The organism is Streptomyces sp. NPDC056527 (genome assembly GCF_042794475.1).
Lineage (GTDB): Bacteria > Actinomycetota > Actinomycetes > Streptomycetales > Streptomycetaceae > Streptomyces.
Window position 1 is genome coordinate 43,815 of sequence record NZ_JBHTTQ010000005.1, and the last position, 12,434, is coordinate 56,248.

Annotated in this window: 15 protein-coding genes; 12 read left to right on the top strand and 3 right to left on the bottom strand. The window is 69.5% G+C overall.

Translation table 11 applies throughout. From position 1 onward, the window contains the following. Positions 1-39: 39 nt before the first annotated feature. Positions 40-327: a DUF1416 domain-containing protein gene (locus ACFQ7Q_RS04315; protein WP_073819964.1), complete on the top strand. Its 288-nt coding sequence runs from the start codon at positions 40-42 to the stop codon at positions 325-327. A gap of 140 nt (positions 328-467) precedes the next feature. Here ACFQ7Q_RS04315 and ACFQ7Q_RS04320 read toward each other — a convergent pair whose 3' ends face one another. Next, positions 468-1,454 (bottom strand): glycosyltransferase, encoded by a 987-nt coding sequence (locus tag ACFQ7Q_RS04320; protein ID WP_383549682.1) that lies wholly within the window; start codon positions 1,452-1,454, stop codon positions 468-470. 113 nt (positions 1,455-1,567) lie between these two features. Here ACFQ7Q_RS04320 and ACFQ7Q_RS04325 point away from each other — a divergent pair, with 113 nt between their 5' ends. The 3 genes from ACFQ7Q_RS04325 to ACFQ7Q_RS04335 all read left to right on the top strand — a co-directional run bounded on the left by ACFQ7Q_RS04325 (position 1,568) and on the right by ACFQ7Q_RS04335 (position 3,916). Next, positions 1,568-2,032, top strand: coding sequence for a GtrA family protein (locus ACFQ7Q_RS04325; protein WP_383549685.1), 465 nt, complete (start codon positions 1,568-1,570; stop codon positions 2,030-2,032). 108 nt (positions 2,033-2,140) lie between these two features. Continuing rightward, the gene (locus ACFQ7Q_RS04330; protein WP_383549688.1) at positions 2,141-3,640 is read left to right on the top strand and encodes a hypothetical protein; all 1,500 of its coding nucleotides are present in this window, start codon (positions 2,141-2,143) and stop codon (positions 3,638-3,640) included. Between the two features lie 9 nt (positions 3,641-3,649). Continuing rightward, on the top strand, positions 3,650-3,916 hold the full coding sequence (locus tag ACFQ7Q_RS04335) for a DUF3099 domain-containing protein (RefSeq protein ID WP_383549691.1): 267 nt from the start codon (positions 3,650-3,652) through the stop codon (positions 3,914-3,916). A 97-nt stretch (positions 3,917-4,013) separates the two neighbouring features. Here the strand turns inward: ACFQ7Q_RS04335 and ACFQ7Q_RS04340 are convergent, their stop codons facing one another. Continuing rightward, positions 4,014-4,376 carry a DsrE family protein gene (locus ACFQ7Q_RS04340; RefSeq protein WP_137994334.1) on the bottom strand — a complete coding sequence of 121 codons (363 nt, stop codon included), beginning with the start codon at positions 4,374-4,376 and terminating at the stop codon, positions 4,014-4,016. Between the two features lie 106 nt (positions 4,377-4,482). On the opposite strand from ACFQ7Q_RS04340, the gene ACFQ7Q_RS04345 reads away from it, so the two are divergent. The 7 genes from ACFQ7Q_RS04345 (at position 4,483) to ACFQ7Q_RS04375 (ending at position 11,102) form a co-directional block, all read left to right on the top strand. Then, positions 4,483-5,322, top strand: a complete 840-nt coding sequence (locus ACFQ7Q_RS04345; RefSeq protein WP_383549695.1) for a hypothetical protein — start codon at positions 4,483-4,485, stop codon at positions 5,320-5,322. Continuing rightward, a complete protein-coding gene (locus ACFQ7Q_RS04350; protein WP_383549697.1) occupies positions 5,319-6,170 on the top strand; it encodes a hypothetical protein in 852 nt (283 codons plus the stop codon). The genes ACFQ7Q_RS04345 and ACFQ7Q_RS04350 overlap by 4 nt, the downstream gene beginning before the upstream one ends. Further along, positions 6,167-7,216, top strand: coding sequence for a hypothetical protein (locus ACFQ7Q_RS04355; RefSeq protein ID WP_383549699.1), 1,050 nt, complete (start codon positions 6,167-6,169; stop codon positions 7,214-7,216). The genes ACFQ7Q_RS04350 and ACFQ7Q_RS04355 overlap by 4 nt, the downstream gene beginning before the upstream one ends. Positions 7,217-7,438: 222 nt before the next feature. Beyond that, positions 7,439-8,011, top strand: a complete 573-nt coding sequence (locus ACFQ7Q_RS04360; RefSeq protein ID WP_383549702.1) for an FABP family protein — start codon at positions 7,439-7,441, stop codon at positions 8,009-8,011. 366 nt (positions 8,012-8,377) lie between these two features. Continuing rightward, positions 8,378-9,640, top strand: a complete 1,263-nt coding sequence (locus ACFQ7Q_RS04365) for an RNA-guided endonuclease InsQ/TnpB family protein (protein WP_383549705.1) — start codon at positions 8,378-8,380, stop codon at positions 9,638-9,640. Between the two features lie 48 nt (positions 9,641-9,688). Continuing rightward, positions 9,689-10,126: a Fur family transcriptional regulator gene (locus ACFQ7Q_RS04370; protein WP_383549708.1), complete on the top strand. Its 438-nt coding sequence runs from the start codon at positions 9,689-9,691 to the stop codon at positions 10,124-10,126. A 10-nt stretch (positions 10,127-10,136) separates the two neighbouring features. Further along, a complete protein-coding gene (locus ACFQ7Q_RS04375; protein ID WP_383549711.1) occupies positions 10,137-11,102 on the top strand; it encodes a YgfZ/GcvT domain-containing protein in 966 nt (321 codons plus the stop codon). Positions 11,103-11,160: 58 nt separating this feature from the next. Here the strand turns inward: ACFQ7Q_RS04375 and dtd are convergent, their stop codons facing one another. Continuing rightward, positions 11,161-11,586: a D-aminoacyl-tRNA deacylase gene (gene dtd / locus ACFQ7Q_RS04380; protein WP_383549714.1), complete on the bottom strand. Its 426-nt coding sequence runs from the start codon at positions 11,584-11,586 to the stop codon at positions 11,161-11,163. 127 nt (positions 11,587-11,713) lie between these two features. Between dtd and ACFQ7Q_RS04385 the strand changes: the two genes are divergently transcribed. Next, positions 11,714-12,307 carry an ABC transporter substrate-binding protein gene (locus tag ACFQ7Q_RS04385; RefSeq protein ID WP_383549718.1) on the top strand — a complete coding sequence of 198 codons (594 nt, stop codon included), beginning with the start codon at positions 11,714-11,716 and terminating at the stop codon, positions 12,305-12,307. The last annotated feature ends 127 nt before the right edge of the window (positions 12,308-12,434 follow it).

Here is a 12,434-nt window from a genome sequence, read left to right on the forward strand (position 1 = left end):
ACCCCTCCCCGGACCTCCCCGACCGTAAGGACAGAAGACATGTGTGGTGCGCAGCCCGGCGGCCCCGACGCCTCGACGATCAAGCCCGGTGAGACCACCATCCAGGGCTTCGTGACCAAGGACGGCCAGCCCGTCACCGGTTACGTCCGCCTCCTGGACTCGACCGGCGAGTTCACCGCGGAGGTCCCGACCTCCGCCACCGGCCAGTTCCGCTTCTACGCGGCCGAGGGCACCTGGACCGTTCGCGCCCTGGTTCCCGGCGGCACCGCCGACCGCCAGGTCGTGGCCCAGCAGGGTGGTCTCGCGGAGGTCGCCATCGCGGTGTGACGCCGCGACGCGAACAGGCCGAAGGGCCGCACCTTCCGGGGGTTGGACGCCACCGAACCATCAGGTGCGGCCCTTCGTGCCGAACGGAACAGCCCCCGCCGGGTACGCCCGGCGGGGGCTGTTCCGCATGTCACGGTGAACTACGAGCGGGCCAGCGTGTCTTCCTGCTCGCGCGGCGTCTTGTCCAGGTCGAAGCCCTTGGGGGAGCGGCTCGGCGCCGGGTACGCGAGGTGGGCGAGACGGGACTGCTCCTGGCGCAGGTGCATGAACGACTCGAGGATGTACCCCACCAGCAGCACGAGCACCGCGATGGTCATGATCGCCGCAGCGAGGATGGCCGTGGGGAAGCGCGGCACCTCGCCCGTGTTGATGTAGTCGACGATGACCGGCGTACCGAGGCCCAGGGAGACGAGGGCGAGCAGACCGGCGAGCACGCTGTGGAAGAGCGACGGGCGCTGACGACGGGCCAGGCCGAGGATCATCTTGAGGATGCGCCAGCCGTCACGGTAGGTGCGCAGCTTGCTCTCGCTGCCGGCCGGGCGGTCCTTGAAGTCGACGGGCAGTTCCGCCGTGGGGAGCCGCAGGTTGAGCGCGTGGACCGTCATCTCGGTCTCGGTCTCGAACTCGTGCGACAGGGCCGGGAAGGACTTGATGTAGCGGCGCGAGAAGACGCGGTAGCCGCTCAGCATGTCGGTGACGTCGTTGCCGAAGAGCGTACGGACGGCACCCGTCAGCATCTTGTTGCCGACCGCGTGACCCGGACGGTACGCACCCTCGACCGTCTCGCGACGGGCGCCGACGACGTGGTCGTAGGGGCCCTCGAAGAGCAGGTCGACCAGATCACGGGCGCGCGACGCGTCGTACGTGTCGTCGCCGTCGATGATGAGCAGCGCGTCCGCGTCGACGTCCGCGAAGGCGCGACGGATGACGTTGCCCTTGCCCTTGCGCTTCTCGTGCCGGACGATCGCGCCGGCCTCGAGGGCGACTTCCACCGTGCGGTCGGTCGAGGCGTTGTCATAGACGTATATCTCGGCCTCGGGCAGCGCTGCCCGGAGATCACGGACCACCTTGCCGATGGCCGCCTCCTCGTTGTAGCAGGGGACGACGCAGGCGATCGTGGGTCTCATCTGTTGATCCTTTAGACTTGTGGAATCCCCGCGAGGCGGTGGGGGGCATCCAGAGACCACGAGTGGTCATGGGTGGAGTCACGTGAGAATACCCTGCGGCTAGGCTCCTTTTCATGTCCGATCAACTGTCCCTTCGCCTCCGCCTGCGTGACGTCATCCGCGGTCTGTGGCGGGAAGTCGCCAAGTTCGGGGTCGTCGGGGCCGTCGCCTTCGTCGTGGACGCCGGCGGCTTCAACCTGCTCGTCTTCGGCCTTCCCGGGGTGGGTGCCGGGCCCATGGCGTCCATGCCGGTCCTGGCATCGGTGGTCGCCACGGCGGCGGCCATGGTGGTCGGCTGGATAGGCAACCGCCACTGGACCTACCGCGACCAGCGCTCGGAGACGTCGCCGCGCGAGGTCGTCGTCTTCGTCCTCGTGAACCTCGCCGGAATCGTGATCACGGCCGCCCCGGTCTACCTGTCGCGCGCGCTGGGATTCGACTCCGCGCTGACCGACAACGTCACCCGGCTCTTCGGCTGGGCCGTGGCCACACTGGTCCGGTTCGTCGTCTACCGGCGCTATGTCTTCCAGGCGGCGTAGCGCCTCGGAGGACCTGATGGAGCCCGGTCAAGGCGACTCCTCAGCGTTCACCCGATGGGCGTTCGGTGCGTGCGGCGTGTTGACCTTGTGCTGTTAGGCTCCCGCCTCATGACACCTGAGCGACCCGTGCGACCGATCTCACGGATGTGGTCAAATCTGTCGGATCGTCCGCTCTGGCCCTGGGGTCTCGCCGCCATCGCCGCGTTCTGCGGCTGGGGCACGGCCATGCTGTTCTCCCCCGGTTACCTGAGCCTCGACAGCGTCGACCAGCTCCAGCAGGCGCTGGGCAAGACGCCCGTGACGGACTGGCACCCGCCCGTGATGGCCCTGCTGTGGCGGGCGCTCATCGACGTGACCGGCAGCCCCGGCGCCATGGCCGCCCTGCAGTCCGCCGTCCTGTGGGCGGCGCTGTGGGTCATCGCCTGGCGGGTCTGGGCGCGCACCGGCAAGCGTGGCGGCTCCCTCGCGATCCTCGCCATCGGACTGGCTCCGCACATCATCACCTTCACCGGTGTGGTGTGGAAGGACGTCCAGATGGCGTTCGCCCTCCTCGCCGCCTGCGCGATCGCCTTCGTCGCCCGTGATCTGCCGGCCGACCGCACCGTCACGCGGTGGCTGCTGCTGGCGCTCGGGGCGATCCTCATCACCTACGCGATCCTGGCCCGCAAGAACGCGCTGCTGGCCGGCATCCCGGTCTTCTACCTGCTCGTACGCTCCCTGTGGCCCACGCCCGGACGGCGGAAGTGGCTGATCTCGGTCGGAGCCCTGATCGCCACCGCCGCCGTGGCGAGCGGAGTCGTCTCCGCCGTCGCGAAGCCGCTGGAGACCCGCCAGTTCTCGCAGATCCTGCTCGACGACCTGGTGCACGTCCTGACCGTGAAGGAGGTGCGGGCGGCGGCCGGAAAGGCGGCGACGTCGCCGGACTTCCAGGAGGCCATGGTCACCACGACCAAGCGGTGCCAGCCCGAGAAGAACCTGTCCGACGCCTACTGGCGCTGCTACCCGCGTGACACGTCCCTGGGCCTGACCGAGCTGGGCCGGCACGCGGACGAGCTGACCGACATGTGGATCAGCGAGATCCCGAGTCACCTGCCCGAGTACGCCCAGTACCGCCTCCAGGTCTTCTCCAAGGTGATGTTCCAGGGCCGGTACACGTACCAGGACGGGACCATCGCGAACGCGCCCGGAATCGGTGAGCCGGTGGAGCGGCGCACGCAGATCCTCAAGTACTACGTCGTCGGCATGGGCGACGACCTGCCGTGGCTCTTCGCGGGCTGGTTCTGGCTGGCCGTCGCCCTCACGCTGACCTTCAAGCCGGGCCGCGGGCAGTACGCGATGCCGGTCCGTGTCCTGGGGATCAGCTCGGCGCTGTACATCGCCGGCTACGTGCCGACGGTGCCCGCGGGCGACTTCCGGTACTTCTACTGGCCCGCGCTCGCCGGCACCCTCGCCCTGCTGCTGGTCTGGCTGGGACGGAAGGCGGCGACGGGCTCCGGCCGGGCGGACGCCACCCCGGCGGAGGCGGCTCCCGCCCCCCTGCGCAAGCGGGACGGCGACGACACGGCCTCGGCTCCCGCCGAGCTGTCAGGAGCCGACGCACGGTCGTAATCTGAAGGTATGTACGCGCGACGGCGCCACGTCTACTTCTGGATGATGGGCATCTGCCTGGTGCTCTTCGTCGGGGCGTGGGCCGTCGTGCGGCTCTTCTCGATGCCGGTCGCCATCGGGATGTGCGTGGTCGCCATGGTCATCCCGCCGGTCGCCGCGATGGTCGCGAATCGGCGCGGCCCGGAGGACCGCTGGTGGGACGCCCCGTCCGGGGACCCGCAGTCCGACCAGTGGTGGGACGAGCTCGACGGCAGGAAGCGCCACGACGAGCGCTGAGCCCGTGGCGCGTCGGGGCTAGATCCAGGAACGCCTCGTGGCCCCGATTCCGGGAACTCCGGGAACCCCGAGGGTGCCCGACTCCGAGAAATCCGGCTCAGTAGACGAGCGCCTGGGTGCCGTCCGTCATGGCCTCCTGGACGAAGACCTGCGCGCCGGCGATCCGTACGCCCTCCAGGACGTCCTTCTCCGTGATCTCGCGGCGCGCCGCGCACTGGGTGCAGAGCGTGATCCGCCCGGCCGCCAGGATCGAGTCGATCAGGTCCGGCAGCGGCGCGGCATGCGGCAGCTCGAACTCGGCCGCGCGTCCCGGGAGCGCGAACCACGAGGACTCGCCGGTCAGCCAGAGCGAGACCTCGACACCGCTCGCCACGGCGACCGCGGCCACGGTGAAGGCCTGGGAGCAGCGTTCGGGGGCGTCGGCCCCGGCGGTCACCTTGATCACGAGCTTCTTCGCCATATACCGAACTGTAATGCGGACCACTGCAACCCCATGCATCACTCACGGGTCAGTTGGGTGCGCGGGTTACGGAATCTGCGCTTCAGGTCTCGTGGGGGGACCCCCTTTGGAAGCCACAGAATCAACGGAAAACGCCGGAACGGCGCCGGAGCCGGCACCGACGCCGGCCCCGGTCGCGCCCCCGGCCCTGGCCGCGACGTCGGACTCGGACCCCGAGTCGCCGCGTCCTCGCCGGGTCGGCCGGACCATCGCGCTGATCGCCGTCGCCGCCGTACTCGGCATCGTCGGCGGTACGGCGGTGGGGTACGGAATCCAGGCCGAGCGGGAGCCGACGCCGCTGCCCGCGCTCAACCAGCCGGACCTCGCCTACCCGAAGCCGCTCCCGGGGGACCAGAAGCCGGTTCCGCTCACGGCCGCGGAGGACCGCAAGGTCAGGACGGACGGTGATCTGCGCAAGCTGCTGCTGCCGAAACCGGCCGGCGCGAAGAAGACGGACTTCCACGACGAGGACGGCTGGAAGACGCCGGCCGACTACGCGATGGAGTTCAACGAGCCCGGCCGCGCGTTGAGCTACCAGCTGGACATCAGGATCCGGCGCGTCGCGACCACGTCGTGGCGGACGGGCGAGTTCAAGACCACCGAGATCCGCCTCGTCCAGTACCGCTCCACCGATGTCCTCGGCGCGCAGGACCACGCCGAGGAGCAGATGGCCTACATGCCCGACGAGGAGTACGCCCAGAACTCGGGCGATCCGGTCAAGGGCTCGGCCAACGGCCACTACTACGTGTTCCCGGTGCAGAAGAAGGCCGGCTACCTGGACCTCTACGAGGCCCGGGCCTATCTGTTCCGCGGTGACATCGCGGTCGAGATCTTCATCTACGACACCAAGAAGATCTCGAAGAAGGAGATCGCCTCGGTGGCCGAGCGACAGTTGGGGCGCCTGTGAGCGAGCACCAGAACACCGTGACCGACCCGGAGGACGTGCTCGCCGCGACCGTTCCCGTCGACCCGCCGGAGGCGCCGGGAAGGTCCGGCCGGGGGCGCAGACTCCTGACGATCGTGCTGCCCGCCGTGCTCGTCCTCGGAGCGGTCGGCGGTGGCGTCGCGTACACGAACGTCACCGTCCGCGACGCGGACCGCTCCGCGCCGACGGTGGTGTGGGAGCAGCCGGACGTGTCGAAGACGCAGAAGGACCCGGCGCTCGACGCCGTCCGCGGGAAGGCGTCGACGCCGCTCAGCAAGATGCTGCTGCCGGTACCGGAGGCGTACGAACTCGGCCCCGACATGGAGGGGTACGGCAACGACGGCGAGCTGGGCGGGAAGGAGGCCGCGGCGCTCCTGAAGGAGGACGGCAAGGGCCTCTCCGGCAAGAAGCGCCGTGACTACGAGAAGGAGGTCGACCGCCTGGGCATCCAGGGGATCGCCTTCCGCTCCTACGCCTGGCCGGAGCAGGGCACCGTGTTCACGGTGCGCATCACGCGGATGAAGGACAAGAAGGCGATCCGTGGGGCTTACGAGCTCCGGAGAAAGCTTTCGGCCGACCTTCTGAAGTTCCCCAAGGGCCCGAAGGTCGACGGGCACAAGAACTCCGCCTGCTTCATGTACCCGCAGGAGAAGGGGCTGGACAAGGAGGAGCAGGCCGAGCAGCTGGACGGGATGGTCTGCACGGCGTACGACGCCGAGGTCCTCGTCACGGTCGCCGCCGCGGGGCCCAAGCCGTTCGACAGGTCCGCGGTGGCGGAGCTGGTGAAGAAGCAGCTCGATCACATCAAGTCCCCGGGGGAGTACGTATGACCGAGCAGACGGAGACGAAGCCGGAGACGGACGTGCTGTCCGCGCCGGAGGCGTCCGCCGCCCCGGAGACGGTCGAGCCCACCGCCGGACCCGAGGTGGTTGCCACCGCGGAGTCCCCGGTCGAGCCCGAGGTGGTTTCCTCCCCGGAGACCCCGGAGGTCCCGGAGGCCCCGGCGGCCCCGGCGGTCCCAGCCGTTCCGGCCGTTCCGGCGGCTGGGCCTGAGGTCCAGTCGGTCGCGGCGGACCCGCAGGCCCCGCTCACCCTCGCGGGGCCGCCGCCGGCGCCCGCCCGGAAGCCCTCGCGACGCGTCCTGTGGGCCGTCGCCCGCTGGACCGCCGCCGTGCTCGTGTGCGGCGGGCTCGGGACCGGGACCGCGTTCGCGATCGCCTCCATGGAGCGCCATGAGGTGCCCGGTCTCGCGACCGAGAGCGACGGCCGCTGGGAGTACCCGAAGCTCAGCCTCCCGGCCCTCCCGGCCGACACCCAGCGCCCCTTCACCGTGGGCAACGCGGGCGAGATCCACCACGCCGACCTGCGCAAACTCCTGCTGCCGGCCCCGGCGGGCGCCACCCAGGACCCGAAGCTGAACGGCGGCTGGGCCACCGTGGACCAGTACCTGTCCACGTACCGGGAGGAAGACCGCGCCGCGCTGAAGGAAGCGCTGACCGAGTCCGCGCTGCGGCACATCGCGGCCCGTGGCTGGACGATGCCCGACGGCACGACGACCCGGATCCACCTGCTCCAGTTCAACTCGGTGGCCTTCGCGGAGGCGTTCAAGGACGACGCCGTACGGGCCGGCTCGGTCGAGGGCCCGCTTCTCGGGGTCGAGGGCATCAAGATGGAGAGTGAGTTCGCGAGCATGGTCCACGTGCCGTACACCGCTCTCTACACCTTCGTCGAGGCGCCGCAGAACGCCGACCAGACCCGTTGGGCCTACATCCAGGCGGGCGACACACTCGCGCTGGTCACGCAGACCCGTAAGGGGCAGGCCCTGCAGGTCCCGTTCCAGCAGACGGTCACCCTCCAGAACCAGCTCCTGGGCTGATCGCGCTAGACCCACCTCACAGAGAGGGCCGGGCCCCCGCAGACTAAGCTGGGGTCCGGCCCGTTCTGCCTTCACCGCTCATTCGAGGAGCACCTGTGATCATCTTCTTCGAAGTCCTCCTGGCCCTGGTCTGTGTCGCCGTGCTCGCGTTCACCGGTCTGGCCGTGAAGAAGCTGTACCAGGGCCAGCGGTAATCACCTCTACAGATCGACAGAGCTGCTCATGATCGAGATCCCGTCCGACCTCAACCCGGACCTCGTCCCCCTCGCGTTCCTCCTCGGAACGTGGGAAGGCGCGGGCGTGGCCGACTTCCCCGGTGCCGAGAAGTGCAACTTCGGCCAGTCCGTGACGTTCAGCCACGACGGCCGTGACTTCCTCGAGTACCACTCGCACTCCTGGGTCCTGGACAACGACGGAAACCAGGTCCGCCCGCTGGAGAGCGAGAGCGGCTACTGGCGGATCGACAAGGACCGCAAGGTCGAGACCGTCATGGTCCGCGACCAGGGCATCGTGGAGATCTGGTACGGCGAGCTCGCCGACAAGAAGCCGCAGATCGACCTGGTGACGGACGCCGTGGCCCGTACGGCGGCCTCCGGCGCGTACAGCGGCGGCAAGCGGCTCTACGGCTACGTCAAGGGCGACCTGATGTGGGTGGGCGAGAAGGCCACCCCCGAGGTCCCGCTCCGCCCGTACATGTCGGCGCACCTGAAGAAGGTCGTCACGCCGGAAGAGGTCGCGGAGATGGCGCGCAACCTCCCCGACATGCCGGACGACGGCATCGCCTTCTTCAAGTGAGGCACTTTCCTGGCCCCGGCCAGGAGGTGCCAGAGGTCCACACTGTCGGGCCGTGCTACCGATGATTCTGGCAGTGCCCCCAGCCTGAAGGCGGGGGCACTGGCCGTTTCAAGACCTGCACCATCGTCTCAGGCTCGATCTCCTCATCGAGGACTTACGACGGGCCGGGGAGTAGCGGTGATCACTCCACGTCGGAGTCGACGACGGAAATCCGCATGGATGTGCGAATTATGGCCAGTATGCGAGGGATCCTGTCATTTGGGCTCGGCGCCCGACGTGACCGTATGGCTTCGAAGTTGTCGGTGATCGGGGTGTCGGCTGTCGCCTCATCGACATGGGTCAGCGGGCGGGACTTCGGGAGGGGTGTTGAAGCGTCAGCGTGGTCACAAGGCCAGACTCTCTCTCACTCCCGCCCAGGCAGTGGCGGCTGAGGAGCAGGGCCATGCGGCCCGCGCTCTGTGGAATCTTGTTCATGACTGGTGGACGATGCTTCCCCGGGAACGCCGGACCCTGGCCGCCGCTGACGAAGCGATCCGACAGGGTCGCAAGGATCTTCCCTGGCTCGGCGTCCTGCCCGCGCAGGCGGCGCAGGCCGTGCTGAAGACGTACTTCCAGGCATGGAGGAACTGCTGGAGTGGCCGCGCCCAGGCCCCGAATTTCAAGGGCCGCTTCCGCTCCCGCATGGCCATCGACATCCCGCAGGGCCGTGACCTCCAGATCGTCAGGACGAACCGGCGGTGGGGGTGTATGCGGGTGCCCAAGATCGGGCGCGTCCGCTTCCGATGGACCAAGGATCTCCCGGTGGGCAAGCATGCCGATGGCGACAACCGGGTCACCGGGGCCCGGCTGGTGAAGGAGGCCGACGGCTGGCACGTCGTCTTTCGCGTCCAGAGCGAAGCACCCGAACCTGAGCCGCATGCCGGGCCGACGGTGGGCATCGACCGGGGCGTCATCCGCCCCCTCGCCCTGTCCGACGGCACGTTTCGTGACCACGGTCCCTGGCTCACCAAGGGTGAAGCCGAACGACTGCGCCGGCTGGAGAAGACCAAGCACCGCAGCCGCCGCGCCGGTAACCCCGGTGAGAAGAGGTCGCGTCGCCTCACCCGTACGCACGACCAGATCGCCAGGCTCCGCGCGACAGCCAAGCGCCGAGTGGTCGACTGGCAGCACAAGACCACCACCGACATCGCCGAGACGTTCTCGCGCGTCGGTGTGGAGGACCTGGCCATCACCAGCATGGTCAAGTCCGCCAGAGGAACTGCGGAAGCCCCCGGGCGGAATGTCCGACAGAAGGCCGGGCTGAACCGGACGATCACCGAGGAAGCTTGGGGCAGGACCGTGACCATGCTGGAGTACAAGACCGTCGACCGTGGCGGCCTCGTGGTCAGGGTCCCGGCCGCGAACACCTCCCGACGCTGCTCCGCCTGCGGCTACATCACCCCGGGAAACCGGGAGAACCAGGCCCGCTTCGTCTGTAAGAACCCTGATTGCGGGTTCGAGGCCAACGCGGACACCAACGCGGGGTGCAACATCGATCACGCCGCCGGGCAGGCGGTGTCAGGACGTGGAGACCTCGGGGACACCCGGTCTGCGAAGCGTCAACCACCGACCAGGCCGCACGCGGTCTGAGAAGGATCCCGTCCCCCGTTCAGGGGCGGAGGATGCCAAACTGGGGGCGTGGTGAGCACCGACTGGAAGAGCGACCTGCGGCAGCGCGGCTATCGGCTGACGCCTCAGCGCCAGCTTGTCCTGGAGGCCGTGGACACGCTGGAGCATGCGACCCCCGACGACATCCTCGGCGAGGTCCGCAAGACCGCGTCCGGTGTGAACATCTCCACCGTGTACCGGACCCTCGAGCTCCTGGAGGAGCTCGGGCTCGTGTCCCACGCCCACCTGGGGCACGGGGCGCCGACGTACCACCTCGCCGATCGGCACCACCATCTGCACCTGGTCTGCCGGGACTGTACGAACGTCATCGAGGCGGACGTGGAGGTGGCCGCGGAGTTCACGGGGAAGCTGCGGGAGACCTTCGGCTTCGAGACGGACATGAAGCATTTCGCGATCTTCGGCCGGTGCCGGGAGTGCGCCGAGAAGGACGCCGCCGCCGAGTCGTAGGCTTTTCCTCATGAAGAGCCCTCTGCTGTCCCTGCCCGGCGCCGTCCCCGCCGAAGGCCGTGACGAAGGCGTCGCCGCGCACTACGGCGATCTGTTCCGTGAGCAGCGCGCCCTCGCCGCGGGCGACGGTTTCGTCGATCTCTCGCACCGTGGCGTCGTCACCGTCACCGGCGACGACCGCCTGAGCTGGCTGCACCTGCTGCTCACCCAGCACGTCAGCGAGCTGCCGGCCGGCCGGGCCACCGAGGCGCTGATCCTCTCCGCCAACGGCCACATCGAGCATGCCCTCTACCTCGTCGACGACGGCGAGACGGTCTGGGCGCACGTCGAGCCCGGCACCCAGGGCGAGCTCATCGCCTATCTGGAGTCGATGAAGTTCTTCTACCGGGTCGAGGTCGCCGACCGTACGGACGACTTCGCCGTCGTCCACCTGCCGGCCGGCTCCATCGCCGAGGTGCCTGCGGGCGCCGTCGTACAGGAGACCCCGCACGGCCGCGATCTGTTCCTGCCCCGCGCCGACCTGGAGTCCTTCGCGGCCTCCCACGGACCGGCCGCCGGGATCCTCGGGTACGAGGCGCTGCGGATCGAGGCGCACCGGCCGCGGCTCGGCTTCGAGACCGACCACCGGACGATTCCGCACGAGCTGGGCTGGATCGGCAGCGCGGTGCACCTGCAGAAGGGCTGCTACCGCGGTCAGGAGACCGTCGCCCGTGTCCACAACCTGGGGAAGCCGCCGCGGCGGCTGGTCTTCCTGCACCTGGACGGCAGCGAGGTCCATCTGCCGGGCCACGGCACCCCCATCCGGCTCGCGGCGGACGGCGGCGAGGGGCGGCAGCTCGGCTTCATCACCACCTCCGCCCGCCACCACGAGCTGGGGCCGATCGCGCTGGCGATGGTCAAGCGGAACGTGCCGGTGGACGCGGAGCTGATCGCCGGCGACACCGCCGCCGCGCAGGAGACCGTCGTCGAGCCGTAGCCCCACCGCACCACCTCGTAGCCGCCACACCTACGGGCCCGCTGCACCCACGGGCCCGCTACACCTCGACGAGCACCGTGAACGGGCCGTGATTCGTGAGCGAGACGCGCATGGCCGCTCCGAACCGGCCCGTTTCCACGCGCGCGCCCAGCGCGCGCAGCTGCGCCACCACCTCGTCGACGAGCGGTTCGGCGACGGGCCCGGGCGCCGCGGCGTTCCAGGTGGGCCGACGGCCCTTGCGGGCGTCCCCGTAGAGGGTGAACTGAGAAATCACCAACAAGGGCGCATTCACGTCCGAACAGGATTTCTCTCCCTCCAGCATCCGGACGGACCACAGCTTTCTGGCGAGCTGGGCCGCCTTCTCCGGGGTGTCGTCATGGGTGACTCCCACCAGCACACACAGTCCTTCGCCGACGATCTCGCCGACCGTCTCCCCTGCGACGACGACGCTCGCGCCGTCGACCCTCTGTACCACTGCTCGCATACGGACCAACCTACAGACCGACGCATCTGGGGCTGAACGGGTGCAGAGCGCCTGCACACACACGTGCGGGAGTGGCACCATGCGTGTCAGGCGGTGCGGCTCCGCACCGGTCGAGGGGACGATTCACATGAGTGCACCTGGCGCCGGGCAGACGCCTTCCGGTCCCGTACAACTGACCAGGGTCGGCGCGGCCGTACGACCACCCGTGCAGCGGACGGCCGAGCCCGCCCTGCCGGAACGGCCGACACCCGATCTCACCGCCCTGCGGCTGCCGGAGCTGCGCACCCTGCGCCGTGACGCCCAGGGGGACGAGGCCGATCTCAGCTACGTACGGAGGATGCTGCAGGGCCGGATCGACATCCTGCGGGCCGAGCTGGCCCGGCGTACGGATCCGGAGGCGCCGATCCTGGACCGGCTCTCGGAGATCCTCGCGGACGCGCCGTCGCGGCTGCGGACCTCGGCGCGTCACGTGACGCTGTCGACGCCCCGCAGCGAGGAGTACCGGCGGCTCGCGGCGGAGATGCTCTCGGAGGTCGAGCTGTCGGATCTCGGTGCGCGGACGGACGACGAACTGCACACGGCGATGGGGCGGCTCGCGGGGTACGAACAGCAGGTCTCGAGGCAGCGGCAGCAGCTGCAGCGGACGGCCGACGACTGCAGCGCCGAGATCGCCCGCCGCTACCGCGAGGGCGAGGCGCAGGTGGACGACCTCCTCATCTGAGGCACTCCAGCCGGACGAGGGCCGCGGGCGCGTGTGCGGTGGCGAGCGGGAGCCGGTGCGCGGGTGCGCGGTGGCTCGGCGGTTGTCGGGAGCGCTGGGTAAGGACGACGGTTGCGGGCGCTCGCGT